Here is a 26,258-nt window from a genome sequence, read left to right on the forward strand (position 1 = left end):
GCGCTGGGCGGGACGGACCCGGGACTGGGAACTGCAGGACCAGGTCTGGCTGAATCCAGAACGGAATCAGCCAGAAGTATTAGAGAAAGCTGCTTGATTGACGCGACATCTTTGTTGACAACTACCGCTGGCCGGTATCAGCGCTCGATTCCCGAACGGCAAGCTAAGCATCGTGGAACTTTAGTTCAATGACGACGTCACACTGTGTAGCAATTGTGCAGAATGCTTACGTTGCATAATTTTTACCTTGAGTGCTTCACCTATCTGCATAAGGAGAAACGCTGTGACTGCCAGCGACGTTCGTACATGTAGGCGGGGACTTCACCCGATTCATGGGGCGGTACTTGGAGGTACTGCCCCACTCTTTTTAGGAGGCTTGCTGAGCGACTTGGCATACTCATCGAGCTACCAGATACAGTGGAGCGATTTCGCTTCCTGGCTGATCGCCGGTGGCCTTATCTTTAGTAGCCTTGCGTTGCTATGGGCCATCATTAATCTGGTCCGCGCCGACCGGCGCGGCGGGCATTTTCTCCTTTACACGCTCCTCCTGTTCGCGACATGGGTTGTGGGCTTCCTCAATTCGCTCACTCATGCAAAGGATGCTTGGGCAGCCATGCCAATGAGCCTTATTCTTTCCGTGATTGTTGTCCTGCTAGCCTGCGCGTCAACTTGGGTAGGCTTCGCCAAGTTTGGCGTAGGGGGTGGGAGATGACACGGTTATCCTTAAACCCACGCCCCTGCCGACGCCTGTTGGCATCGGTCGCCCTTGCAGCATTGCTGAGCGCGTGTGGTAAAAGCGACGCAAACCTGGATCAGTATGGCCCCGAGCCGACCCTTCCCGAGCCGGAACGCGGGCTACTGCCTTCCATGAAAATTGCAGAACCGATACCGTGGGGGAACCAACAGCCGACTGTTCCCCAAGGCTACACCATCTCGGCCATCGCTACCAATCTCAAGATTCCGCGCCAGACCTTGGTCCTTCCCAATGGTGACATTCTTGTCGCCGAAGGAAAAGGCGGTAATGCGTCGCCGATGAAGCCAAAGAATCTGATCGCCGGATACATCAAGTCAAAAGGAACTTCCCCCGTAGAGAGTGGCAACCGGTTGACCCTACTGCGAGATGCCGATGGCGACGGCGTATACGAAACACGCACAGTCTTTGCCGATAACCTCAATGCGCCCTACGGACTCGCACTGGTCGACGCCAAGCTCTACGTAGCTAACCAAGACGCACTGGTACGCTTCAATTATCGTGAGGGCGATACTCGGGCAAGTGAACCACCGGTCAAGGTTACCGATTTACCGTCGATAATCAATCACCACTGGACCAAAGCGCTGGCCGCGAGTCCGGATGGACGCTTCCTCTACGTTGGCATTGGCTCCAACAGCAACATTACTGAGCGCGGCATGACGGCCGAAATCGACCGTGCGATGATCTGGGAAGTGAATGCCGAAACGGGTGCGCGCCGGAATTACGCTACCGGTTTACGTAACCCCACTGCGCTCGCCATCCAGCCAGGATCTGGTCAATTGTGGGTGGTGGTGAACGAGCGCGACGAGATCGGACCGAACCTCGTGCCTGACTATCTGACGGCTGTTCAGGAAGGTGCATTCTATGGCTGGCCCTACAGCTATTGGGGCCAGCATATCGATGAACGTGTGCGGCCCCAGGATCCACAGAAGGTCGCTTCGGCAATCAAGCCGAATTACGCTTTGGGGTCGCACGTAGCCGCGCTCGGGCTTGACTTCTCGGATTCTGCGATGGGTGCCAAATTCGCAGAAGGTGTGTTCATTGGCGAGCACGGCAGTTGGAATCGCGACAGTCCTGTCGGCTACAAAGTAGTGTTCGTCCCCTTTCGCGACGGCCGTCCTGACGGGCCACCAGTGGACTTTGTAACAGGCTTTTTAGGTGCGGATGGCAAGGTCCGCGGCCGACCAGTCGGCGTAACTGTAGATCCACGCGGCGCACTTATCGTTGCCGATGATCTCGCAAACACCATTTGGCGCGTGACTCCCGCTGAAGTACCGTAAGCGTGGCGTCAGTACCGTCGTTGACATTCTCAGGCAATTGCACAGCGTTTTATGCTGCCAACTGCGGCAAGTGACGCGCAGCGTTCCACGGTAGCAGTTCAGCGACGCGCGTGATCGGGTAGTCAGCGATGTGCGTCAGGACATAGCGCAGGTAGGCCTGCGGATCAATGCCGTTGAGCTTGGCGGTGACGATCAGCGAGTACATGGTCGCGGCACGATCGCCGCCGCTGTCGGCGCCGAGGAACATGTAGTTCTTGCGCCCCAATGCGACACCGCGCAGCGCATTCTCGGCGAGGTTGTTGTCGATCTCGACGCGGCCATCATCGCAGTAATGAACCAAGGCCTGCCACTGGTTGAGCATGTAGTTGATCGCCTTGGTGGTGTCGGACTGCGTCGACAGCGTGAGCAAGCGGGTGCGAAGCCATTGCTCGAAGTCGTCGAGCAAGGGACGCGCTTGTTCCTGCCGGATGCGTCGGCGTTGATCTGGCGGCGCACCGCGGATCTGCTCCTCGATGCCATACAGCTCGCCGATCCGGCGCAGCGCTTCAGTGGTCGTAATGGTCGCCTTGCGTACGTGCAACTCATGGATCTTGCGGCGCGCGTGGGCCATGCATGCGGCCTTTTTCACGCGGCCGCCGGCGTAAATTTTATCGTAGCCGGCGTAAGCGTCAGCCTGGAGCACGCCGTCGAAATTGGCCAGGTGCGTTTGCGGATGCAGGCCTTGGCGGTTCGGCGTGTAGGCGAACCATGCCGCCGGCGCTGCCGTTGAACCGGAACGACGGTCGGCGCGCACGTACACCCACATGCGTCCGGTCTTGGTTTGACCATTGCCGGGCGAGAGCACCGGCATGGGTGTATCGTCCGAATGAATCTTGCCCGGCGCGAGGACGTACGCTTGCAGCGCGTCGACCAGCGGGCGCATCAGGGCGCCACAGGCGCCGACCCAGCGCGCCATTGTCGAACGGTCCAGCTCCACGCCATGCCGGGCTTAGATCGCCGATTGCCGGTACAACGGCTGGTGATCGGCGAACTTGGCCACCAGAATCTGTGCCAACAGGCCAGGGCCGGCAATGCCGCGTTCGATCGGCCGGCTTGGCGCTGCCGCCTGCGCGATATGGTCGCAGCATGCACAGGCTTTCTTGCGCCGGATATGGCGAATCACTTTGAAGGCGCTGTCGATGATTTCAAGCTGCTCCGAGACATCCTCGCCAAGCGGTTTGAGTTCGCCGCCACATTTGCAACAGGCTGCCTCGCCGGGTTCAAGAACGCGCTTTTCGCGTGGAAGGTGTTCCGGCAATGGTTGGCGTTCCGATTTGCGCCGCGGTGAGCTCGGCGGCGCCTGCTATTCATTGGCGCCTTCCTCTGCCACCAGGTCTTCCAGGCGCGTTTCGAGCTGCTCGATCTTGCGGTCGATTTTCTCGGACTTGCGTCCGAACTGCATGCGCTTGAGTTTGGCCAGTTGCAGCTTGAGCTGCTCGATTTCCAGGCCACGCACGCTCAGTGCCTGCTCCAGCGTCGAGACGGTATTGCGCAGCTGCGCCATCTCGCCGTCGCGCTGCAGTAGCAGCGCTTTGAGGGCGTTGACGTCATCAAGAAGGGAGTCGGAAACAGGCATGCGCGCAGTTTACGCGCATGTGGCCGAGTTTACAACAGCGACATCGGCGGCCAGGTGCGTTTGGGTTGCTTCCAGTCGATCCCTTCGAGCAGCATCGACAACTGGGCCTGAGTCAGATGCACTTTGCCGTCCTCGGCTTGGGGCCAGACGAAGTGGCCCCGTTCGAGACGCTTGGCGAACAGGCACAGGCCGTCGCCGCTGGACCAGAGCAGCTTGACGACGTTGCCGCGCCGGCCGCGAAAGACAAAGACGTTGCCGCTGAACGGGTCATCTAACAGCGCGCTCTCCACCTTGGCGGCCAGGCCATTGAACCCCGAGCGCATGTCGGTGAAGCCGGCTGCAATCCAGATGCGCGTGCCCGCCGGCAGGCCCATCATGAACGCAGGCTTTGAAGGACGATGCGCAGCATCTTGGCGTCGACAGCACCATGCACACGCACGACGGCGTCGGCGATGCGGATTTCGATGCTGCCCTCGCAGGCCACAACCTGCGGCGACGGCGCTGCAGGGGAAGCCGGCTTCGTTGCCGTCACCAGTGCCACCGGCAGGAATGCCGGTTCGGCGCCGAATAGCCCCGCCCGGTACTGGCGGCGCCATTTGAACACCATGTTGGCATTGACTTGATGTGCCAGTGCCAGCTTGGAAACTGAGATGGCGGGCTCGCATGCCGCCATGGCAAGCCTGCGTTTGAAGTCAATCGTATAGTTCGGGCGACCCTTGCGTGTGCCCCGTTTGATGTCTGTGTCCAAAGTAGTTCCCGTCAAAAAATGGTGGGATCTACTCTGGGCTCTAGCATTATTTATGTCCAGACGGTGCTGCCGTCACGCTTACTGTTGCTCCACCAAGCCTGCATTTGCGACGACGACGGTGCGGCGCAGGTATCGAATCCCTTGCCGTTGAAGGCACCGCCGCCGCCCGGATAAGCAGTTGCGCTCTGGGCCAGGAGCAAGGTGGAAGAAGCGATAGCGAACGAGGATAGCAACCTGGCTATCGACGCGGAAGGCAGGGCGTGCATGGTGAACGTCTCCTTTTTGGTAGTGAACCGCGGAAGAGGGTTCCGGGAGGTTTCCCGGAACGTTATTCACCCCAGAACCCATGTCGCGCATTCAATTTATCGTAGGAAATTGATGAACAGTCAGAAGTTGTCAGATATTCATCAATTGCGGGCACGCAAGCGGACAGGCACGAAACGGGCGTAGCGAAAGGGGCTGGGGCTGGAACTTGGCCGGCCCGCTGGGCTTGCTGCTGTGGCTGGCGCCTGGTGGCTGCAGGCTAGCGGTGGAGTTATTGCGGCGGCAGCTGGCCTGGCTGCTCTTGCTCAAGCTCCTGCAGGGCCTGCATCGCCATCGTGCGGATTCCCTCGAACGACTTGGCGGCGGCGATAAACCTGCCGTTGTGACAGAAGCCGGCATCGGCCACGCCGGTAACGGCCGCAAGGTCGGCGTCGCGCAGGCCGGCCCACGCCAGCGGAAGGTCGGCCCTGGCTTTGAAACTTTCCGCGCTGACCGGGACGGTATGGATCATGTAACGTTGCTCGGCAAGGCTGTGGCTGATGACGAACAGCACCGTCGGCATCTCCTTGCGGACGACGGCTGTCCACGGCAGCGCGCTGTTGTTCAGCACCAGCACCTTGCCGTCCTCGATCAGTTCGGATTGCCGCACTTGTTCGAGGGCGAGCATTGCACCGACGCGATACTTGACCGCGTTGATCATGACGTCGGTTAGCAAGGCCATGGCGTTGCGAAATTGCGCGAGCCGGTATGCATCGGCTTGTTCCCCGTAGCCCAACCTTTGCTCGTCGAGCCAGTTCGGATTGAAGCCGGAAACGACGGCCGACAGTCCATATCCTCCCGGCGCGTTTTTGGCGGCGCCGACGTCGGACAGATCGAGGTATTGCACGATGTCGGCATCGATGGCGAAGGCGAAGCTGCGGGCGCTTTCTTCTGTCAGCGCGTGCCCGCTATGGACGGCGGCCAGGGCGGCGACACAGCGTGCGCCGTATTCCTTCCATACCAGGCCGGCGCTGGCGTAGGGCACACCGCAGGGCCTGGCGCCATCGAAGCCTTTCTGGTGATGGTCGAAGCGCCCGTTTGCCGGGTCCCAAAGGCCGCCGACATCGATGGCGAAGTCGGCGGCCTCGATGACGGCCGGATCGCGCGTGCGGATCAGCTCGCACTCGGGAAACAAAATGTTCAATACCGCTACCGCCCACGCATCATCTGCGTGAAATTTGCCGCTGTGGGTCACAATGACCATGATTACTCCAATCCATAACGCCAGGGCGGGACGTCAATTCCTGCAGCCGCGCCAATGCGGCGCTGCTGTCTACCTTTCGAGATGATACTGGTTTTGACCAGTGCGAGGCCAGGCCTCGCTGTAAGCGCGTGGCGGACGCGATACTGCGAATGCGCCGGCTTGCCCGGCATTGACCATTGTGTAAAATGGCGCATGCACTTTCGAGGAAGCACATGCAAAAATTGATTTGGGAATTGACAAGGCTTTACCTGCCGGCGGACGCCGTCTCGCCGCAAGTGCTGACCCGGCACGCGCTGGGGGAAACCACGCTTGCCGTCGATCTGGCGAGTGCCGATGGTCTGGTACGGGCGATGGTGATCGCCTTTCGGCGAATGCCACATGGCGAGCCGGCCCAGCACTGGGCGCGGTTGTGCGCGACGGCGAACGGCCTGCAGGCCGAGCTCGGCTTGCCGGCGCCGGCCGTCAGCATCTCGGGCGCCGACGGTTACGGTCTTTGGCTGTCTTTGGCAACCCCGATACCGATAGCGCAGGCGCAAACCTTCCTCGAGCTACTGCGCCAGGCATACTTCCCAGACATGGAACTGGGTGCCGACGCCGCCAGCGCCCCGGTCGAGCTGCCGCCCTGCCTGAACCTGTCCACCGGCAAGTGGGCCGCCTTCATCCATCCCGGCATGGGCGCCGCTTTTGCCGACGAGTCCGGGCTCGAGATGGCGCCGCCGCTGGCCGGCCAGGCCGCGTTCCTGGAAGGGGTGCAGAGCATCGGCGAGGCGCAGTTCAAGCACGCCCTTGCCATGCTGCGGCAGTCGCCCGACACGGCGCCGTTTGCCGGCACGCTGCTTAGCGTTGCGCGTGAGCCCGGCGTGCCGGCGTTGCAGCGTGCCGCGACAGATGGCCTGTTGCTCAAGGACGCCACCCTCGAGGACATCGTACGATTCCTCCATGCGAAGCGAATCGAGCCGACTTTCAGGCACCTGATCGATCGATAGGCACCGGCACCTTGCGGGACCAGGATTATTATTATTTTTAAAAGAATTATGGATAAGCAGGCATCAGTTTCACGTGGATGTGCCGTTGGAGCTGTCGTTGCAATGTCTTTGGCCAGCCTGGCATCAGCACAGGAGGTGGTGAAAATCGGCCACGTCGCGGCGGTCACCGGGCCGGTGGCTTATTTTGGCAAAGACACCGAAAATGGCGCGCGCCTGGCGATCGATGCGCTCAATGCGCGCGCTGTCGTCATCGCCGGCAAGAAAGTGCGCTTCGAACTGGCGGCGGAAGACGACGCCGGCGAACCGCACCAGGCCACGACGGTCGCGCAAAAGCTGGTTGACGCCAGGGTCAACGGCGTGGTGGGTCATCAAACGTCGGGCACCACCATTCCCGCTTCGAACATTTATTTTACCGCCGGCATCCCGCAGATTTCGCACTCGAGCACCAGCCCGAAGTACACCCGGCAAGGCTTCAACACGACGTTTCGCGTGGTGGCGAACGACACCCAACTGGGCCGCGCACTGGCCCGCTACGCGGTGAAGGCGATGGCGGCGCGCCGCGTCGCCGTGATCGACGACCGTACCGCTTACGGCCAGGGCCTCGCTGCCGAATTCGCCAAAGAGCTGCAGCAGCAGGGCGGCAGCGTCGCTGCGCGCGAGTTCACGAACGACAAGGCAACCGACTTCAATGCAATCCTGACGAAAATCAAGGGGACCCAACCGGACCTGGTTTTCTATGGCGGCATGAACGCCGTCGCCGGGCCGATGCTGCGCCAGATGAAGCAGCTCGGGATGCAAACACGCATGATGGGCGGCGACGGCATCTGTTCCGATGAGATCGACAAACTGTCGGGTGGCGCAATGGCCGACGGCCAAGTGGTGTGCGCCGAAGCAGGCGGGGTGGACAGTTCCGGCAAAGCGGCGCTCGACGACTTCCGGGCAGCCTACAGGAAGCGCTTCGGCATCGACGTCCAGATCAATGCGCCGTACGCGTACGATGCTGTGATGGTGCTGGCCGATGCGATGGTTAGGGCGGGCTCGACAGCGCCGGCGAAGTACTTGCCGGCGGTTGCAAAGACGCACTACAAAGGCGTCACCGGCCCGATCGCCTTCGACCAGTACGGCGACATCCGCGACGGCACGCTGACGCTGTACACGTTCAAGGGAGGCCACCGCAGCATGCTGGCGGTGACCAGGTAGGGACCACGTAGGGACCAGGAACGGGCGCCGGCGCGGCGGCGCTGATCGATGAATTTGGTACACTGCGTCTTTTCTTTGCACAGGGTCTACGATGGCGCGACCGCCTGAGCTGCGCGCAAATGCGCTGCAATGCTTGCTTGAAACGGATCCGGGCGCCAAGCTGGCCCAGGTTGCCGCCATGGCGGCAGGTTTTATCGCCGGCGGATGGGAGCTCGACAGCAGCGCGGCGCTGCGGGTGGCGGGGACCATTCCCGGCCGCCCGGCGCGCCCTGATCTCGTACCGCCGCGCCTGGTCGGGCGCCGTTCGATGGTGACGGTGGAAGGGCGGGCGATGCTGGTGCACGCCCTGGCCCACATCGAGTTCAATGCCCTCAACCTGGCCCTCGACGCGCTGTGGCGCTTCCCCGACATGCCGCCTGAGTACTACGCCGACTGGCTGCGCGTGTCGAAGGAAGAGGCCGAGCATTTTGCGATGCTGGCGGCGCATCTGCGGCTGCTCGGTTACCAATATGGGGATTTCCCCGGCCACGACAGCTTGTGGGAAATGGTCGAGAAAACCCGCGGCGACGTCGTGGCCCGGATGGCGCTGGTGCCGCGCACCCTGGAAGCGCGCGGCCTCGACGCCATCCCGCCCTTGCGCGCCAAGCTCGCGCAGGCAGGCGACTTGGCGGCGGCGGCCATCCTCGACCGCATCCTGAACGACGAGATCGGGCATGTCGAGATCGGTAACCGCTGGTATGGCTATTTGTGCCAACTGCGCGGGTTCGAGCCGCGCGCTACCTACGACGCGCTGGCGGCGCGTTACGAAGCGCCGGTACTGAAGGGGCCGTTCAACCTCGACGCGCGCCGGCTGGCGGGATTTACCGAACCGGAGTTGGCGCATTTGCAATCGGCCCAGGCGGCATCAGGGCGGGAGCGGCAAGGAAGGACCTCATGAAACTCGCCTTCACCTCGTGCATCGACGCGATCGACGATCCCAGCTAGGCCGTCTGGGGTCGGATCCGCAAACTGGCGCCCGATGTACTGGTGCTGCTCGGCGACACCATGTATATGGATTATGGTATCGCGCTGCTCGTTAGCGACCGGCCGGTCGGTTGGCCGCGCAAGCTTGCCGACGAGACGTTTGCCACGACGATGCACGAACGCTACAAGCTGCAGTGGTCGGTGAAGTCGTTTCGCGACCTGTTGGCGGGCGCAGTTCAGCTGGCGATGGTGTGGGACGATCATGACAGCGCGTGGGATGGCCTGGTGGTGATTTGTTCCGGCAGCGTGATGACGGGCTCGGAAGAAAGCTGGGACAAATACGTCGACTATGCGTGGCTGCTGGGACTGCCGGCAGGGCATATCATCGTGCTTTAGTGGCGACATTCACAAGAATGCACTGCCGATGAAACATAGCCACCACGTGGCCGAAGTGACGTCCTCGGGAGCGGTGCGGCCCGGACTCGGTGGCGGCTTCGCGCATGTCGGCGGGGCGCGGGGCAATTTCGGCGTGCTCACCGTCGGCGATCGGATCGCAGTCACGCTGTACCCGGAAGACAATCCCAAGGGATCGAGCGCCGTCATCAAGTTCGGCGCCTGAATAAACCGGTGTCGGATTGACACAACAACGTAAGCGCTCCATGAACCCCAGCAGGTCCAACTGCCTATTTTCGGCCCCGCTGGGCGGCGCCTTGTTTCCGGCAGGTGCTTGGCGTTGAGATCGGCATTGGCACGAACGCAATACAGTTCACGAAGTTCATTGCGCTCATCATGACGTGCGTGTCGGTTTCCTCGGCAACGATGCGTTTAAGCCAGTTTGCGGTCTCCACAGTTACATACGCCAGCAACTGCTGCTCTGGGTGAGCCTCGATATATTTTTGCATGGCTAACTCACGCAGCGGCGCTGTTAAGTCCTCGCCAAATTTGACGGTGCCGACGTATCGCGCCATCTGCCTGTCCTGTTCGTCTTCGGTGATCATTGGCCATGCCAGGCCGGACTCCCTCATTGCCAGGAAGCAGACGAACAGAAGCTCTAACAAGAACTCCATTTTTTCCGGTGACACGCCAAGCCGGTGCTGGACCAGGAAGGAACCGAACATATGCGGTTGGTCGTGGAACAACTCGTCGGCAAGCGTCTCCTTCTGGGCCCTGTCCAGCGTGCGTGTTTTTTCGATGGCACGGCACAGTGCCTCACATGAGATCCGTCCCATCAAGCCTGCCCCATCGGCTGGGTGGAATCGGTCGCATTCTCATCGGTCAGGTCGGCCAGCGTCAGGTTCCACGGCAACAGCGCTTCGATATCATCGACGGTTTTTGCCGCAGGCAAATCGCGCAGCACCTGCCGCAGCCAAGCGTACGGCTCCAGTCCGTTGGCCTTGGCCGTTTCCAGCAACGAGTAGATAACGGCGCTGGCGTTTGCGCCCGCCGTCGTGTCGCTGAACAGCCACGCCTTGCGACCGACCACGAACGGGCGAATCGCATTCTCGCAACGGTTATTGTCGATCGGCAGATCCCCGCGTTCCGTGTAGCGCGTCAGGCGGCTCCAGTAATCGCGCATGTACGACAGTGCCGTGCCAAGCGCGCTTTTTGGAGTCACTCCCGGCAGCGTCTTGTCCAGCCACGCCCGCAGGGCAGTCAGCGCCGGCAGGCTGTGCTCCTGGCGTGCCTGCAGGCGCACCGTGTCGCTGGCACCCTTGTATTCGCGCTCGATGCCGTACAGCCTGCCGATCAAGGCAACGGCCTCATCGGCCAAGCCGCGGCGGCCCTCGGGCTGCACTTTGACGGCATCGACGAAGCGCCGGCGAACGTGGGCCCAGCATGCCAGGTGCTCGATGCCATTGGTGCGTGCAAGCGCGTTGTAGCCATCATAGCCATCGGTCATCAGATAGCCGCGATAGTCGCTCAGCAGGCGCACCGGCACCTGAGCGCTGCGGCTCGGATCGTAGTCGAACAGCACCACCTGCTTGCCAGGCGGGCCACCCGTTTGCACCCACATGTAGCTGTTCGAAGTGGGCTTCTTTCCCGGCTCCTTGAGCACCTGCACCACCGTTTCGTCGATGTGGATGAAGGAACCGTCGAGCAGGGCGTCGCGCATCAGGTTGTGCAGTGGCTGCAGCAGACGGGCCGCGCCGATCACCCAGCGCGCCAGCGTCTGGCGCGGCACGGCGACGCCGTGGCGACCAAGCACGTACTCGAAGCGCGCCAGCGGCAAGCCGTCGATGAATTTGGCGATCAGCAGCATGGCCAGGAAGTCGGCGCTGGCGTTACTCTTGGGCAGAGGCTGCGCCGGCAGCGGCGCCGTCACCGGTGCATGCGTGCTACCAGGGCAACCGTAGCGCTTGCGGATATGGCGCAGCACGCGCACTTGCATCGGGACGATGTCGAGCTGTTCGCTGACGTCCTGGCCGATCTCCACCATCGGCGCGCCGCACGGGCAGGTGCGCTCGGCGGCAGGCACGTCATGGACAACATCGACGCGTTTTAACTCCGGGGGCAACGGGGCGCGCTTGCCGCGTGCCGGTTTGTCCGCCGGCTTGTCTTTGCCGCGCTCCGACTCCGGCGGCAGCGGCGCGCTGTCCTGCGCCCCGGTGCTGCCCGCTGCCAGTACCTCGGCTTCGTCGAACAGCCGGCCCTGGGTTGTTGATTGTTCGGAGCTGGCACCGAACAATCGGTGGCGCGCCAGGATGAACTGTTCGAGCATGTGCTGCATGTGGTTCAGCGCTTGCGTCTTGACGTCGTTGTGCGATGCGATGACAGCGTGCAGCAACGCGGTCAACGAGGCTACATCGGCCGGCAGAACAGGTGGCAAGACGAGCTCGGGGAGCTGGTAGCGCGGGGGCAAAATGGACGGTTTGACGACAGCGAAAGGCATGTCGTATTTTACCAAATTTCCCTATGAAACTGAATCGAAATGCAATGTTTTATGCGGTGAATTTCGCCATAAATCGACGCCTTCCAGCAGCCATTCGAATTGCTGCACGGTGACCGTTTGCGTGGCCCCTTCCACCTCGCGCGGCCAGGCGAATTTCTCCGCCTCCAGGCGCTTGAGCCACAGGCAAAAACCGTTTCGGTGCCAGTACAAGACCTTGATCTTGTTGCGATCGCGATTGACGAACACATACAGCGCACTGCCGAACGGGTCGAGCCCCAGTTCCTGCTCGACCAGCACGGACAGGCCGCCGATCGACTTCCTGAAATCGACCGGATCGCGGCAAAGAAAGACGTGCTCGACGCGACAGCCCGGATGCATCAGCGCACTCCACAGCGCGCTTGTTCCAGCGCGGCCAGCCAGGCCGGCGCCGGCAACGCCGGCAATTCCAGGCGCAGGCCCGATGCCAGCACCAGGGTACAAGCGCAAACCGATGGCTCGGCGTTCGCCATCCGCAACGCGACGAACCTGCCAGTTGGCGCGACAGCGCCAATTTCGGAAGAAGTCTTCAATTTTCGGCGTCAGTAATACAGCGACGCCAGAGATATGTCATGCCGCTTTGCGTAGCCGCTTGCCGAAACGCCTTCCCGCTGCACCGCCGCGACATGCGTCGCCCAAAATTCCATTGTGTTTTCCATTGCTAGCTCCGAGTTCAAATCGAAGTGCAAGGATGCGGACATTCCGATCAGCCGACAAGTCTGGGGTTCATGGATCGCTTACACAACAACAGGTTTGTCAAATGCCCCTCCAGTCAGGGGCTTTTTTACGCCTGTGCGGTGTGCCGCCGGCCTGATCGGGCTGGTCAATGCGCTGGCAGGCGTGATTTGTTGACCGGTATTTCTTGATACGCAACAAACTGCTTTCTGGCTTGGTAATTTACCCTCGTTCTCACAGTGCGGCGAAGACCGCTGCGCGGATCGGCACCAACCGGCGCCGCCTCGGGAATACCTTCCCGCACTGAGCTTTTTGCGTAGAGCGAACGCTTTCTCCAATTCACCGTATCTATTCTGTCTTTATTCCAACGATATGACTCCTAATACCGACAAGCCTTTCAACTCCAACATCATGCGAAGAGATGCCATGTTGAACGAGCATATCGAACGGCAGGCGCCCGATATGGCAAAAGATGCCAACACAGGTGAATTGAAAACCTATTTTCACGTCATTTTCGACAACCTCTGGCTGATTGCCGCGGTGGCCTTTGTGGTCGGCATCGCCGGGACCCTGTATGCGTTGGGCACCAGGTCGGTGTATGAAGCGAACATGACGCTGCTGGTCGAGGAAACCAGTCCGAATGCGGGCAGAAACATCCTGAGCGAAGCGTCGGCACTGTTCGAGACCAGGAAAGCGACGGTCTCCGAAATGGAACTACTCCGTTCGCGGCGGGTAATTGCGCCGGTACTCGACACGCTGCGGCTCCATATCGACGTCCAGCCCAAATATTTTCCTTTGATCGGTGCGGCGATTGCCGACGCCCGCCCAGGCGAGTTATCCCAGCCGGGGTTGTTCGGTTTCGGTGGCTATGTTTGGGGACGCGAAAAAATGGACGTTTCCACCTTCAACGTCTCCGGCGCCGCGCCAAACCGTGATTTCGTCGTCACGGCGAAAGCGGACAATGGCTACCGCATCCGCGACCCGCAAAGCCGCACGGCTTGGGACGGCAAGGTCGGTATCCCGCTGCGCGTCAAACTGGCCAATGGCGAGATCGAGGTGATGGTCGAGCGCATCGATGCGAAGCCGGGCGCGCAGTTCTTGCTCAGACGGCTGTCGAAACAAACCCGGATCGCCGGCATCCAGAATGCGTTGCGTATCACTGAACAGGGCAAGCAGTCGGGCATCGTCGAGGTCAGGCTGCAGGGCGAGAACCCGGAACTGGTTCAAGCCACACTGGAGGAAATAGCGCGCGAATACCTGCGCCAGACGCTGGCGCGCAAGCGGGAAGATGCGGAAAAATCGCTGGCATTTCTCGACATGCAGCTACTCCCCCTGAAGGCGCAACTGGATCAATCCGAGCGTGAGTACAGTCAATTCCGAAACCGTAATGGAACGGTGGACCTGGTGGCCGAAGCCAGGGTCGGCGTCGAACAATCCGCCGCCGCCAGGACGCGGCGCGCCGAACTGCAGCAAAGGAAAGCGGACCTGCTCGCCAAGTATGGAGAAAGGCATCCGATTTTGGTGGGCATCGACAACCAGTTGAAGGATATGGAGCAGGAAGCGAGCAAGGAAGGCAAGCTGATCAAAGCAATTCCGGCGATCGAGCAGGACGACACCAGACTTGCGCGCGACATCAAGGTCAAAAGCGACCTGTACGCCTCGTTGTCGAACACCGCGCAGCAGTTGCGGATCCTGGCCGCCAGCAAGACCAGCAACGTTCGCCTGGTCGACGCCCCGACGTTTCCCGAGGCGCCGATCAAACCGAATCGTTCCCTGATCATTTCGGTAGCGGTGATGCTCGGCTTGTTCCTGGGCATGGTTGCCGCCTTCGTCAAGCGGGCAGCCGCAACCGGTATCGACGGGCCTAAGGAAATCGAGAAAATGCTCGGCGCGAGGGTGGTTCAGGTCACCATTCCGCACAGCAGTTATCAGCAGCAACTGATCAAACAATCGGCGCGCGGTGCCCGGCAGATCCCGATGCTCGCGCGCGTCGCGCCAGAGGATCCGGCGATTGAAGCGTTGCGCGGTTTCAGGGCGGCCCTCCAATATTCGATGCCGTATTTCCGCAACAATATCGTGATGATTACCGGACCCACCGCGCGCCTGGGCAAATCGTTCATCTCGGCCAATGGCGCCACCGTCATCGCCGCCAGCGGAAAGCGGGTGTTGCTAATTGACGCGGACTTACGTGATGGCGACCTGCACCGTTATTTTGGGAGCGAACCGGCCCCTGGCTTACATGAAGCGGTCAGCGGCGCTATTTCCGTCGACAAAATCATTCGCCGCGAAGTGATGAAAAACCTCGACTTCATCCCCACCGGTAAATGGCCGCGCAATCCGTCCGAATTTCTCACCAATGCGAATTTCGGCGTCTTGCTCGAATTGATGAGCCGAGAGTACGATCTCGTGATCATCGACGCGCCGCGCGTGCTCGGCGTGGCCGACGCGCTGATCATTGGCGCGCATGCCGGTGCAGTATTCCTGCTGGCACGCGCGGGAACGACAAGCGAAGACGAAATCAACGAATCGATCAAGCGGCTGAACCAGGCTGGCATCGCACCCGAGGGCATCCTGTTCAATGATTTGAAGGTGCGCCGCGGCACGCCCGAATATCAATACAAGCCCAGCGAGACGCGGCAGATCGATTGCGCGTGACGGCTGGTCGGCGCCCCCAACCGGAAGGGATTTGATGATCAATGGCGAGGAAGAAGCGGCGCGCGTCAGGAAGCCGGTGCTCGGCTGGCTGGCGCTGAAGTGGAACTATATCGGCAACTTCACGCGCAGCCTTTCCCAGTTCGTCATCGGCATATTGCTGGCGCGTTTGCTCGGACCCGAGCCGTTCGGTATTGTCGCCGTTGCCTGGATCATCCTCGGCGTCGGCAACCTGTTCGCCGACCTCGGGTTTGGCGCGGCTCTGGTTCAGCGCGCCAGCCTGTCGACGTCGGACTTGCGCTTTATCTTCACCTGCCAGATGGTTTTTTCGTTCATCCTGACACTGGCGGGCGTGTTGTCGGCCGAGTCGATTGCGGCTTTCTTCCACAAACCGGAGGCAGCGCCGGTCATCAAGGCGATGTTCTTCGTGTTTATATTCCAGTCGCTCGGCCAGACCGCGGCGGCGATGCTGCGCCGGGCATTGAACTTCAAGACGCTGCAGCAGATCACGATTGTTTCCTATCTTGCTGGTTACCTGCTTGTCGGCATCCCGGCAGCTTTCCTCGGCATGGGAGTGTGGAGCCTGGTCGCGGCCCAGTCGATCCAGACCTTGCTCAATTCCCTGCTGCTGATCCGGGCCAGCGCTGTCCCGATGGGCCTCTGCTTCACCTCCGGCGACCCGGATATCGTTCGTTTCGGGCTCAAGGTGACGGCCGCCAACCTGAGCAGCTGGAGCATCAGCAATCTCGATGTGGTGTTTATCGGCCGGGCGTTTGGCATCGTCGACCTGGGCTTGTACAACCGCGCCCTGAACCTGGTGAACATGCCTATGAGCATTATCACCACCGGCTTCCAGGGCGTGCTGTTTGCCGCCTGTGCGCGCACCCAGTGCGACACCGCAGCAGTCAGGCGCATTTATCTTGAAACCAACGCGGCCGTCGCGGTGATCTGCTTTCCCATTTTCCTCACCGCCGCGATGGTGCCGGAAACACTGGTACTGGCGCTGTACGGGCCGAAGTGGGGCGCTTCGGTGCCAGTCGTCACGCCATTGGCGCTGGCTGTGCTGGCGAACGCGCTGCTGGCGATCAAAGGCCCGATCCTGATGGCTGGCAACAGGGTCGGCCTCGAACTGCGCAACCAGATCTATACCGTGCTGTTGTTCATTCCCGCGCTGCTGCTTGCAATTCAGTATTCGATGGTCGCTGTGGCGTGGGCGGTACTGGCCACCTACGTCGCAAGGTGGATCCTGCTGGCAATTGTCACCTTGCGCCTTACCGGGGCCACGGTCGGCGAGTATGCGGCGACGTTCCGCACGCCGGTCCTGTTCGGCGGCTGCGCCAGCATCGCGGCGGCGCTGACCGACCGCTATCTGGCGTTCCTGCCGCCGCCGGCGCGGCTAGCCGCGGTGACTGCGGTGGCGGCCGTTGTCCTGCTGGGTCTGGTCCGGCTGTTCGGCGGCCAATTCCTGAAATCGTACCTCGGCACGCTGGTGGAAACAGCCAGATTGTCCGGCAGCGTGCGAAAACTGCTTAAAATATGAGGCGAGGCCAGCTTGAAAAATCAACTCATCGTTATCAGCTCGCTCGATGGCAAAGGCCCGACCGGCGTCGAGACGCATTTCAATCAACTGATCGAAGAAGCGCGGGCCAGGGGCATCGATGGCGTGCTGGTGTCGGCCTACCCGTCGCAGCGGCTCTGGGCAAAGCTGGCCCGGCTGTTGATCCGGTTCGTTCGCCTGGTCGACAAGGAGCGCGCCGAAGTGCTGTCGCTGAGGCTTAACAGCCAGATTATTGCGGCAAAGCTGGACGCGGTACTGGCGCCGGACGTCGAGTGCAACGGCACGGCAACCCTGTATGCCCAGGATCCCGTCAGCGCGTGTATTGCCTTGAAGGCCAACCGGCATCGCCGCTGCCGCGTCGTCACGGTGATCCACTATAACGTGTCGATGGCCGACGAACTTCGACTGAAAGGAGAAGCCAGGACAGACGGTCCCTTGTGGCGCTTCATCGTGTCGGCCGAAAAGGAATCGCTGCCGCTGGTCGATCACATCATCTTTGTGTCCGCGTTCATGAAGCGCGAAATAGGGGCGCGCATGGCGGCCGTCGGCAGCGTGCCGCAATCGGTCATCCCGAATTTTATCGGCCGCTCAGCCCTACCCTGCGATCGCCTAGCCGAAGTTGGCGACCTGATCGCCATCGGCACGCTGGAAGCGAGAAAGAATCAGGCGTTCTTGCTGCACGTACTCGCACGCGCCAGGTCGCGCGGCTTCTTGTATACGCTGACAATTGTCGGCGACGGCCCCGACCGCGCGAAGCTGGTGGCGCTGACCGCGCAGTTGGGCCTGCAGGATCAGGTCACATTTGCCGGATTGCAGAAGAATGCGGCGCGACTGATCCCGCAGTACCGGCTGCTGGTGCATGCCGCGCTGATGGAAAACATGCCGATCACGCTGATCGAAGCGCTGGCGATGGGCCGGCCGATACTGGCGCCGGCGGTCGGTGGCGTCACCGAGATCTTCAGCCATGGCGTGGAGGGATATTTCTGGCCGTTGGACGACATCGACGCCGCTTGCGCCATGCTCATCGAGGCGCTGACCGACGCCGACGCCTACCATCGCTTGTCGCAGGCCGCGCTTGCGCGCTACCGGGAAAAATTTCACAGCGACCTGCTGGCAGACCAGTGGCTGGCGACGATCCTGAATCAGCGGCAAGGCACTGCTCAGGTTGCCGTTGCGGAGGCCACGCCATGACACGCATCAACATACTCAGTCATTCCGACGGCGGCGGCGGCGCCAGCCGGGCGGCATACCGCCTGTACCGCGGGCTGCGGGCGGCCGACATCAAGGCCGCGATGACGGTGCGTTCCAGGATGAGCGGCGACTGGACAGTGAACGCGACATCGAAAACCTATGCGAAGGTGCTGAGCATGGTGCGTTCGCGCTTTGGCGGTTACCTGATGAGGCTGCAGAAAAACGGCAATGCCAATATGCATTCTGCCAACATCTTGCCGTCTAATCTGGCCGCGGCCATCAACGCCGGCGCCGCCGATGTTGTCAACCTGCACTGGCTCGGCGGCGAGTCGATGTCGATCCAGGACGTCGGCAATATCTTAAAACCGGTGGTGTGGACGCTGCACGACATGTGGGCGTTTTGCGGGGCCGAGCACTACACCGGCTGCGGCGCCGACGCGCGATGGCGGACAGGCTACGATCGCGGCAACCGGCCGGCCAATTCTTCCGGACCGGACATCGACCGGCATACCTGGAGCCGCAAGCGGCGCGCATGGACAAGCCCGATGCACATCGTCACCCCGAGCCGCTGGTTGGCCGATTGTGTCCGCCACAGTGCGCTCATGCACGACTGGCCGGTGACGGTGATTCCCAATGTGCTCGATACCGACATGTTCAAGCCGCTCGACCGGCAGTACTGCCGCCATGTGCTGAATTTGCCAAGCGACAAAAAAATTGTGCTGTTTGGCGCAATTGGTGGGGGCGGCAACCTGATCAAGGGCTATGACCTGCTGCTCGACGCCATGAAATCATTGGCCGACAGCCACCTCGATATCGAGTGTGTCGTGTTTGGCCAGAAAGAACCGCAAAAGCCCCCCAACATCCCGTTTCCGATCCAGTGGATGGGGCATATCAGCGACGATCCGACGCTGGCACTGCTGTATGGCGCCGCCGACGTCATGGTGATCCCGTCGCGGCTGGATAACCTGCCGCAAGCGGGCACCGAAGCCCATGCGTGCGGTTGCCCGGTGGTGGCATTTAATTGCACCGGCCTTCCGGAAATCGTCGACCATCGCGTCACGGGATATTTGGCCGAACCGTACCAGACCGACGACCTGGCCCGCGGCATTGCGTGGGTCATCGGCGACAAAATCATCAACGCCACGCTGGGACAGGCCGCGCGCGAAAAAGCTGAGGCGCTCTGGTCGGCCAGTAGCGTAGTGCCGGCCTACCTGGATGTGTACGAAGCGGCAAGGACAAGGGCGCTCGCGCGGCCGGTTTCCAGCCTGAAGCAAAGGACCCCGTCAGAATAGGCTTGCCGGGTCGAATCGGTAATGCGTTGAGGAATCTCAATCCGGTGGTGCTTTGCGGGCCGGATCATGACGAGCAAGCTTTGCACATGACCATGCGTGATAGGAAACTTCAATGAGCCGCTTCAACGTTGCCAAGACACGCCCGCGCACAGAACTGGCGCTTTGCGGCAAAGCACCGTGGGGCAATTATTTTTTCGAAGAAGAGATCGCACACAAGATCCTCCCGGACGCAGTCGCCTATGTTTTGCTGAAACCGTAGAAGCCATCTTGTGCCAGCCACCATGTTCATTTCCTTTGTAAGCGTCATCGCCGTCTTCAGCGTACTCGCAGCGATTGCGGGATGGCTCGCGGCCAGGCCGGTGCATGCCGCCTACCTCGCCTTCGGCTTGATCGTGCTCGAAGCATCGCACCTTCCGCTGTCCATCAATTACGGTATATCGATTTATCCCGAAGACATGCTGTTTGCCATTCTCGCCTTGGCGTGTTTGATCAGGCTGTCGCTGTTTGCCAGTGTGAAGACGGTGCCGCTCACATGGTGGGTGATCGGCGCTGTCCAGTTGTTGCTGTTCGTCTGGGGCAATCGCACGTTCGGCTCCAGCGCTGGCGTCGATTACCGCATCCATTTTTATCTGTGGGTATCGGTATGCTATTTTTGCTCGGCCCAATGGACCGAACCGATGGTCAAGCGCGTGCTCAATGGCTGGACCGCTTGCGCATCGATGCTATGCATGCTCGCAATGTTTCGCTGGATCTACTCCGCCATCGATCCAGTCTATGCGGAAGAAATCATGGGATTCGACACCACGGGTATTCGTTTCCGCGTGCTGAGCTCGACCTCGTCGCTGGTAATCGCCGTCGGCTTCCTGATCTTGCTGTTTCGCATGTTGAGCGGTCGGCTGCCGCTGTTGCAACGTATCCTGCTGCCCGTCTTTCTGCTCGTAGTGGTGGTACTCCAGCATCGGTCGGTATGGGTCAGCCTGTTCGTCGGCGCGATATGCGTGCTGTGGACGCGGCAGAAACAGCAGGGATCGCTACGCGCCGGGTTGGCGATCGGCCTGCTGATGCTGCCGGTGGCGGTCATGTTCGCCATTCCCGACGAAGGCGATGGCGTCGTCTCATCCATCAAGGGCGCCGCTGGCAGTGCCATCAGTACCAAAGAGGGGACCATGGTGGCGAGGGTGGACAATTGGCAGGCGCTGCTGGCCAATTGGGGCAGCTCGAAAGACGTGCTGACCTACCTGGTGGGCAAGCCGTATGGAAGCGGGTTCAACCCGCAGGAAAGCGAGGATGGCCAGTCTGTGATTGACATGGTGCCGCATAATCATTTCGTGCATATCCTGTACCGCGGTGGCCTGATTGCACTGAGCTGCACGCTGGCGCTGTTCTACCAGCTTTGGACAGCCGCGGTGAAAGAGGCGAGAAGCGGCCGCAAATACTGGGCGCCGTGCCTGGTTGGCGTGTTTGGCGCGTGCTTTGCCTATTTCATTCCTTATTTTGCCACCTATGCTTCCGGAATACTGATCGGTATTGCGATCAGCTACCTCGGGATCTGCAAGCACGACACGGTCGTCTCGTCGAAGCCGGTCATGGCGCGCCGGTTCAGGAAGAGCTGATGTGTTGCGATTTCATCGAAGGCGCAGTCCCGTTTGACTCGAATCACCGTGCGGATTGCCCCCGTACCTTCATTGACGGGAACCGATACCCATGAAATGCGAGTCCCATGATGCAAGCCACTGAGCGTGCCGGCATTGATGCGCGGCCTGCGATCGCGGTGATCCTCACTTGCTTCAATCGCCGGCAAAAGACGGTCGCGTGTATCGATGCCGTATTGGCACAGACCGCCTTTGACGATGTGACACTCGATTTTTTTATAACCGATGACGGCAGCCATGACGGCACCGCCGACGCCCTTGCCGGAAAATACGACGCAATCCGGTTGATCGAGGGCGATGGATCACTGTTCTGGAACGGCGGAATGCGGCTTGCCTGGGCCGATGCGTTTCAAGGGGAATATGATTTTTTCCTGTGGCTGAACGATGACACGTTCCTGTACCCGCGCACGCTGCGGCAAATGCTCGATACCCATGCGCTGTCGATGCGCAACAGCGGCAAGGCTGGCATTGTGGTGGGATCGACCCACGACGAAACCGGCCGGACCAGCTATGGAGGCGAGCGACAACGCAGCCGGCTGCGCCCGCTGACACTGGCAACAATCGAGCCGCAGGAAGCAGTCCAGCAGTGCGACACGTTCAATGGCAACTGCGTGTTGATATCCCGGCAGGCCGCCGACGTGCTCGGCAACCTCGATCCGGGCTTTGTTCATGCCATGGGCGACACCGATTACGGCTTGCGCGCCCGGAAAGCCGGTATCCCGATGTGGGTCATGCCAGGTTACGCGGGCCGTTGCGTCAACGACGGCAGCGTTGCCAGCAGCTTCGGCGACCGCTCGTTACCGGTCGCGATGCGCTTCAAGAAAATTCTGTCGCCGAAAGGCCTGCCGTGGCGGCCCTGGAAGATACTGTGCCGGCGCCATGCCGGGGTGTTGTGGCCGCTCTACTGGAGTTGGCCATATCTGAAAATTCTGGTGACCTCATGCCGGTTCAAAAAGCACGCCCCGAACTTGCCATGACTTGCCACGAGCCGCTCCCGAAACGCGAACCTGCAACTTCGACTGGATGAGCATCGAGATGACGAAGAAAATCGCTATTGTGACCAATGAGCCTGCGCCCTACAGAATCCCTGCGTTGAACCGGATGGCCGCGGCGTCCGGCATCAGCTTGCATGTCATTTTCTGCTGCGAACGTGAACCGAACCACGCGTGGAACCTGCCGCCGATACATTTCGAACGCACCTTTCTGCGCGAGCGTATCACCACCATCAACGACCGCTACATCCACAATAATATTGACGTAATCAAGGCCCTGAAGCGACTCGCGCCGGATGTGATCGTCACCGACGGCTTCAATCCGACCCACCTGTATGCATTTGCCTATGCCTTGATCAAGAAGGTGGCGCATGTCGCGATGACGGACGGCACCCTCGATTCCGAAAAAACCTTGTCTGCCGCCCACCGCATGGTACGTCGTGTCGTCTATGCCAGGACGAGGGCCTTCATCTCCGCCAGCCATGGTGGAAAAAAAATGTACGAAAGCTATGGCGTACCGGATAGCCACTGCTTCCAGGCCTGCCTGTGCGTCGAGAATGCCGATTATTCCCCACTGCACGAACAAGCGCCGCGGCCGTTCGACTTGATTTTTTGCGGGCGCATCGAAACGGTGAAAAATCCCTTCTTCGCGCTCGACGTGGCACTCCTGGTGGCAAAAAAACTTGGCCGCAAGGTCAGCATGCTGTTCGTCGGCTCCGGCAGCCTGGAGAACGAAGTGCGGATGGCGGCGGCAAAGCATCCTGACTTGCTGGAAGCAACATTCAATGGCTTCGCCCTTCAGCATGAACTGCCGTCCTTGTACCGATCGGCGCGGCTGTTCATTTTTCCTACGCGGTGGGATCCCTGGGGGGTGGTCGCGAACGAAGCGTGCGCGGCCGGCCTGCCCGTGCTGGTGTCCCCCTACGCGGGAGTTTGCGGAGAACTGGTCGTCGACGGCCAGAATGGTTTTATCTCCGAACTCGATGCCCATCTGTGGGCCGAACGGGCCAGCTTGCTGCTAAGCGACGCGGATTTGTACAACACGTTTTCCCAGCGCAGTCGTGTGTTGGTCAACAACTTTACCTTTGACGCAGCATCAGCGGGAATCGTCAACGCCTGCCGCTTTGCGGTTGCGACCTGATACGAAGCTGGCGCCTGACTATTAATGTAGAAAGCAAAAGCATGGGCGCAGTCTTTACCTTCTCATCGGATGACGGGCACCCGTCGGATATGAAAGTGGCCGAATTGCTCGGCAAGCATGATCTGAGAGGCACTTTTTATGTCCCCATTCGCAACAAGGAGGGACTTCCGACGATGTCGAAGAACGAGCTGCGAGGGGTCGGCCGCCATGTCGAAATCGGCTCGCATACCCTCGACCATTGCTACCTTGGCACGGTCGGCAAAACGGAAGCCAAGCGCCAGATAAGCGAGGGCAAGATGCGTCTCGAAGATCTGCTGGGCCATAATGTAGCCGGCTTCTGTTACCCCGGCGGCAAATACCGGCGCTCCGACCTGGCGCTGGTGCAAGATGCCGGTTTTACCTATGCAAGAACGACCACGAACCTGTGTTTTGACGCCGGCCACAGCCGTTTTGAATTGCCCACCACAATCCAGTTCTACCCGCATGCGCAAAGCGTGTACTGGCGTAATTTTGCCCAGGCCGGACGATGGGGAACACGACTCGCCGGCCTGCGCCTGGCAGTCGAACACGGCAACTGGATCGAACGGATGTACGCGCTGTTCGATCACGCGTGCGGGCATGACGGCACCTTTCATATGTGGACTCACGCATACGAGATCGACCGCCTCGATGCCTGGGATGAACTCGATCGTTTCTTCGCGCACGTGGCCCAGCGTGTGACCGCGCCAAACCGTCTGACGAATGAGCAGCTAGCGTTGAAATATTTCGTTGCCTAAACGGGGGCCGAACTCTGCCGGGCCATCCTGGCAGCCGGCCGGGCCTGTCTTATTCCTGATGTATATGCGTGCCCGCGAGGGCCCGACCGCAAGCGCGACCGGAAAACCGTCGCTGGCGGCGCGGCCAGCGCGCAGTTGTTCTGCTCGTCGTTATCCCTCTCCTGATTATTCCTCCCCTCGTTGTCTATTCCCTCTGTGGCTTTGCCGTTCTTGTCTTTCTCCTCGCTAACCTGCTCGTCGTTGTTCTTAACGTTCCCTCTCTGATCCTCCGCGCTTGGCTGTAACGCCAACTGTCGCGCGGGCACTCGCCACGCGCCCATTAGGCGCGAAACCGCAAGAAATAATTGTCAATCTCATCACTAACTTGCAAAGTTTCAATGCATTTTTTTCTACAGGGAAAAATATTTCGCGAAATCTACATCTTTTGGGAAACTTTTTATTCATGAGCCTGTCTGAATCAGTGCTGCCTTTGATGAGGGACAAACTTTGTTCAGCCAGAGGTCTTGCTTTTTGTCGGAGTTGACCATCGCCGCGGTTTGTCGCGCTGAAGTCTTCTTTCGGGCTAATTAGCCCAGTCCACCAGTTCAATACTGATATTTACCAGGATCATTCATGCAACGACACATACAGTCATATTCGGCCAACCAGCTTGTAACCCGCGTTCTTATTGGCGCTGGCCTGATAGGCTCTCTCATTTCATGTGGTGGTGGCACTCCAGCCACGGGCGACACCAATCCAGGCGCAGCGCCAAGCGCCGCCGGTAGTAATCAAACCGCCGCCGTCATGGGGCAATCATCCACCGCCACTGCCGCCAACGCCACCGCCGCGGCGGGTGCAGGCACCCCTGGTGAACGCGCGCCACAGTTTGCCGCAGCAGTTACCACGACCACATGGACCCAGTGCGCCTGGGAAGGCGGGACCTGCACGGTCAGCGGTACCAGGCAAGTACGTTACGGCGCCAACGGTTCTTATCTCTACAAGTCAGTTACCGGCTCGATCCCGTGTGCCAACACGACGTGGGGCGATCCAGCGACAGGCGCTCGTAAATCGTGTGATGTTGCAACCGTTACAACCACCACGCCGCCGCCTACCACGCCGCCGCCAACCGGGACGTCCTGGGCTCAGTGCGCTTGGGAAGGCGCAACCTGTATAGTAAGCGGAACCAAGCAAGTGCGTTACGGCGCCAATGGTTCCTATTTCTACAAAACAGTTACCGGCTCGATCCCATGTGCCAACACAACATGGGGCGATCCAGCGGCAGGCGTTCGTAAATCGTGCGATATTTCAAGCACCACGACGCCGCCGCCAACCACGCCGCCGCCAACCACGCCGCCGCCAACCACGCCGCCGATCGGCACGGTTCTGCCGACTCCGACCAACGTCGCCAGCGGCGCCACCGTCAGCCTGCAGTGCGGCACGACCTACCAGGGTACGCTCGAGCTCAACGGCAAGACCAACGTGACGGTCAAGACCGTCGGCACGTGCGGCAAGGCAGGCATTTCGCCAGGCCGCGCCGTCACCGGTTGGGTCAAGGGTGCAGGCAACATCTACTCGGCACCGATCAGCTTCGCTCCCGTGCAAGTTGCCGTCGGCAGCACTTTCGTCCCCGCCGCGCACTGGCCAAATCAGCCTTGGGCAACCAGCACCAGCGGCATGCCGAGCAGTGACCTGGCCGGCGCCAACCACGTATTCCTGGATAACCAATCAGTCATCCGATCGCAAGTGTTGACCGGTAACAGCGTCAGCGCGGGCAAGCCGTTCTACGTCGAAGGCAAGCTGTGGATGCTCGATTCACCCGGCGAATGGGCAGTGTCGAACGGCCGCATTCACATGTGGTCGCCCGACGGCTCGAATCCTGAAGGAAAGGTATGGGCCTCGGCCAACGGCAACGGCGTCAATGCCGACAATTCGAGCGGCATCACGATCGATGGCGTCAGGATTTTCTCGGCCACCGACGGCGTCAGCGCGAACAGCTCGACCAACCTGAAAGTGTTGAATACCGATATCACCAACAGTGCCCGGGACGGTATCTGGGCCAGCGGCAGCAAGGGTTTGCAAGTGAACCTGAGCAACGTCTCGAATTCGCGCCGCAACGGTATCGACGGCTGGTACTCGGTCAACGGCGCTGTGATCACCAACTCGACCGTCAGCAACACCGGTATGAGCGGCATGCCGTCGACGACCGATGCGGGCATCATGTTCGGCGACGGCGGCACCAACACCATCGACAATGTGCGGGTCACCAATTCGGGCTACCACGGCATTAGCGTGCTGCATAACCGCAACACTTCCGTGAAGAACAGCGTGGTCGACGGCGCTTGCGTCCGACTGCACGACTGCGGCGGTATCTACA

26 protein-coding genes and 1 pseudogene are annotated in these 26,258 nt (G+C 60.6%); 17 read left to right on the forward strand and 10 right to left on the reverse strand.

Annotation, left to right across the window (positions count from 1 at the left end; translation table 11 throughout):
* The first annotated feature begins 283 nt into the window (after positions 1 to 283).
* Positions 284 to 712, forward strand: coding sequence for a DUF2231 domain-containing protein (locus CR103_RS20165; RefSeq protein WP_099917710.1), 429 nt, complete (start codon positions 284 to 286; stop codon positions 710 to 712).
* Positions 709 to 2,031 (forward strand): PQQ-dependent sugar dehydrogenase, encoded by a 1,323-nt coding sequence (locus CR103_RS20170; protein ID WP_099917711.1) that lies wholly within the window; start codon positions 709 to 711, stop codon positions 2,029 to 2,031. Before CR103_RS20165 ends, CR103_RS20170 begins: the two co-directional genes overlap by 4 nt.
* 49 nt (positions 2,032 to 2,080) lie before the next feature.
* Here CR103_RS20170 and tnpC (CR103_RS20175) read toward each other — a convergent pair.
* The 5 genes and pseudogenes from tnpC (CR103_RS20175) to CR103_RS20190 form a co-directional block, all read right to left on the reverse strand.
* A pseudogene (tnpC, locus tag CR103_RS20175) lies at positions 2,081 to 3,646 on the reverse strand (IS66 family transposase).
* 29 nt (positions 3,647 to 3,675) lie between these two features.
* Positions 3,676 to 4,023: an IS66 family insertion sequence element accessory protein TnpB gene (gene tnpB / locus CR103_RS20180; protein WP_099917712.1), complete on the reverse strand. Its 348-nt coding sequence runs from the start codon at positions 4,021 to 4,023 to the stop codon at positions 3,676 to 3,678.
* Entirely contained in the window at positions 4,020 to 4,394 is a 375-nt protein-coding gene (tnpA, locus tag CR103_RS20185) for an IS66-like element accessory protein TnpA (RefSeq protein ID WP_229443705.1), read from the reverse strand. The genes tnpB (CR103_RS20180) and tnpA (CR103_RS20185) overlap by 4 nt, the downstream gene beginning before the upstream one ends.
* A 50-nt stretch (positions 4,395 to 4,444) precedes the next feature.
* Positions 4,445 to 4,660, reverse strand: a complete 216-nt coding sequence (locus CR103_RS22260; protein ID WP_143752683.1) for a hypothetical protein — start codon at positions 4,658 to 4,660, stop codon at positions 4,445 to 4,447.
* Positions 4,661 to 4,929: 269 nt separating this feature from the next.
* Positions 4,930 to 5,901, reverse strand: coding sequence for an MYG1 family protein (locus CR103_RS20190; RefSeq protein WP_099917714.1), 972 nt, complete (start codon positions 5,899 to 5,901; stop codon positions 4,930 to 4,932).
* Between the two features lie 212 nt (positions 5,902 to 6,113).
* Between CR103_RS20190 and CR103_RS20195 the strand changes: the two genes are divergently transcribed.
* From CR103_RS20195 to CR103_RS20215, 5 genes are all read left to right on the forward strand, one after another.
* A complete protein-coding gene (locus CR103_RS20195; protein WP_099917715.1) occupies positions 6,114 to 6,887 on the forward strand; it encodes a hypothetical protein in 774 nt (257 codons plus the stop codon).
* 102 nt (positions 6,888 to 6,989) lie between these two features.
* The gene (locus CR103_RS20200) at positions 6,990 to 8,087 is read left to right on the forward strand and encodes a branched-chain amino acid ABC transporter substrate-binding protein (protein ID WP_099917716.1); all 1,098 of its coding nucleotides are present in this window, start codon (positions 6,990 to 6,992) and stop codon (positions 8,085 to 8,087) included.
* A 91-nt stretch (positions 8,088 to 8,178) separates the two neighbouring features.
* On the forward strand, positions 8,179 to 9,024 hold the full coding sequence (locus CR103_RS20205) for a ferritin-like domain-containing protein (RefSeq protein ID WP_099917717.1): 846 nt from the start codon (positions 8,179 to 8,181) through the stop codon (positions 9,022 to 9,024).
* 107 nt (positions 9,025 to 9,131) lie between these two features.
* Positions 9,132 to 9,446, forward strand: a complete 315-nt coding sequence (locus tag CR103_RS20210) for a hypothetical protein (RefSeq protein ID WP_143752684.1) — start codon at positions 9,132 to 9,134, stop codon at positions 9,444 to 9,446.
* Positions 9,447 to 9,474: 28 nt separating this feature from the next.
* Complete coding sequence (locus CR103_RS20215) at positions 9,475 to 9,669, forward strand: hypothetical protein (protein WP_099917719.1); 195 nt, start codon at positions 9,475 to 9,477, stop codon at positions 9,667 to 9,669.
* A gap of 64 nt (positions 9,670 to 9,733) precedes the next feature.
* On the opposite strand, the gene CR103_RS20220 is transcribed toward CR103_RS20215, so the two are convergent.
* Genes CR103_RS20220 through tnpA (CR103_RS24360) form a run of 5 tightly spaced genes read right to left on the reverse strand, consistent with a single transcriptional unit; the run spans position 9,734 to position 12,635 of the window.
* The gene (locus CR103_RS20220) at positions 9,734 to 10,282 is read right to left on the reverse strand and encodes a hypothetical protein (RefSeq protein WP_229443707.1); all 549 of its coding nucleotides are present in this window, start codon (positions 10,280 to 10,282) and stop codon (positions 9,734 to 9,736) included.
* On the reverse strand, positions 10,279 to 11,940 hold the full coding sequence (tnpC, locus tag CR103_RS20225; protein WP_143752685.1) for an IS66 family transposase: 1,662 nt from the start codon (positions 11,938 to 11,940) through the stop codon (positions 10,279 to 10,281). The genes CR103_RS20220 and tnpC (CR103_RS20225) overlap by 4 nt, the downstream gene beginning before the upstream one ends.
* Positions 11,941 to 11,961: 21 nt before the next feature.
* Positions 11,962 to 12,318, reverse strand: a complete 357-nt coding sequence (gene tnpB, locus CR103_RS20230) for an IS66 family insertion sequence element accessory protein TnpB (RefSeq protein ID WP_099917721.1) — start codon at positions 12,316 to 12,318, stop codon at positions 11,962 to 11,964.
* The gene (locus CR103_RS22895) at positions 12,318 to 12,509 is read right to left on the reverse strand and encodes a hypothetical protein (protein ID WP_099917722.1); all 192 of its coding nucleotides are present in this window, start codon (positions 12,507 to 12,509) and stop codon (positions 12,318 to 12,320) included. Before CR103_RS22895 ends, tnpB (CR103_RS20230) begins: the two co-directional genes overlap by 1 nt.
* Positions 12,510 to 12,518: 9 nt before the next feature.
* On the reverse strand, positions 12,519 to 12,635 hold the full coding sequence (gene tnpA, locus CR103_RS24360; RefSeq protein WP_441293462.1) for an IS66 family insertion sequence element accessory protein TnpA: 117 nt from the start codon (positions 12,633 to 12,635) through the stop codon (positions 12,519 to 12,521).
* A gap of 328 nt (positions 12,636 to 12,963) precedes the next feature.
* On the opposite strand from tnpA (CR103_RS24360), the gene CR103_RS20240 reads away from it, so the two are divergent.
* The 10 genes from CR103_RS20240 to CR103_RS20285 all read left to right on the forward strand — a co-directional run.
* The gene (locus tag CR103_RS20240; protein ID WP_180279474.1) at positions 12,964 to 15,306 is read left to right on the forward strand and encodes a polysaccharide biosynthesis tyrosine autokinase; all 2,343 of its coding nucleotides are present in this window, start codon (positions 12,964 to 12,966) and stop codon (positions 15,304 to 15,306) included.
* A 34-nt stretch (positions 15,307 to 15,340) separates the two neighbouring features.
* Positions 15,341 to 16,843, forward strand: coding sequence for a lipopolysaccharide biosynthesis protein (locus tag CR103_RS20245; protein ID WP_099917724.1), 1,503 nt, complete (start codon positions 15,341 to 15,343; stop codon positions 16,841 to 16,843).
* Between the two features lie 12 nt (positions 16,844 to 16,855).
* Entirely contained in the window at positions 16,856 to 18,052 is a 1,197-nt protein-coding gene (locus CR103_RS20250) for a glycosyltransferase family 4 protein (RefSeq protein ID WP_099917725.1), read from the forward strand.
* The gene (locus CR103_RS20255) at positions 18,049 to 19,344 is read left to right on the forward strand and encodes a glycosyltransferase (protein WP_099917726.1); all 1,296 of its coding nucleotides are present in this window, start codon (positions 18,049 to 18,051) and stop codon (positions 19,342 to 19,344) included. The genes CR103_RS20250 and CR103_RS20255 overlap by 4 nt, the downstream gene beginning before the upstream one ends.
* Before the next feature lie 112 nt (positions 19,345 to 19,456).
* Positions 19,457 to 19,603, forward strand: a complete 147-nt coding sequence (locus CR103_RS22900; RefSeq protein ID WP_180279475.1) for a hypothetical protein — start codon at positions 19,457 to 19,459, stop codon at positions 19,601 to 19,603.
* 22 nt (positions 19,604 to 19,625) lie between these two features.
* Entirely contained in the window at positions 19,626 to 20,957 is a 1,332-nt protein-coding gene (locus CR103_RS20260) for an O-antigen ligase family protein (RefSeq protein WP_099917727.1), read from the forward strand.
* Between the two features lie 107 nt (positions 20,958 to 21,064).
* The gene (locus tag CR103_RS20265) at positions 21,065 to 21,973 is read left to right on the forward strand and encodes a glycosyltransferase family 2 protein (protein ID WP_099917728.1); all 909 of its coding nucleotides are present in this window, start codon (positions 21,065 to 21,067) and stop codon (positions 21,971 to 21,973) included.
* Between the two features lie 58 nt (positions 21,974 to 22,031).
* Positions 22,032 to 23,129 carry a glycosyltransferase family 4 protein gene (locus CR103_RS20270; RefSeq protein WP_143752686.1) on the forward strand — a complete coding sequence of 366 codons (1,098 nt, stop codon included), beginning with the start codon at positions 22,032 to 22,034 and terminating at the stop codon, positions 23,127 to 23,129.
* Between the two features lie 41 nt (positions 23,130 to 23,170).
* Positions 23,171 to 23,905, forward strand: coding sequence for a polysaccharide deacetylase family protein (locus CR103_RS20275; protein WP_099917729.1), 735 nt, complete (start codon positions 23,171 to 23,173; stop codon positions 23,903 to 23,905).
* A 1,170-nt stretch (positions 23,906 to 25,075) separates the two neighbouring features.
* A partial coding sequence (locus CR103_RS20285) for a right-handed parallel beta-helix repeat-containing protein (RefSeq protein ID WP_143752687.1) occupies positions 25,076 to 26,258 on the forward strand: 1,183 nt, incomplete at its 3' end.

Origin of the sequence: Massilia psychrophila, from assembly GCF_002760665.1 — a bacterium.
Taxonomy (GTDB): domain Bacteria; phylum Pseudomonadota; class Gammaproteobacteria; order Burkholderiales; family Burkholderiaceae_D; genus JAFCUW01.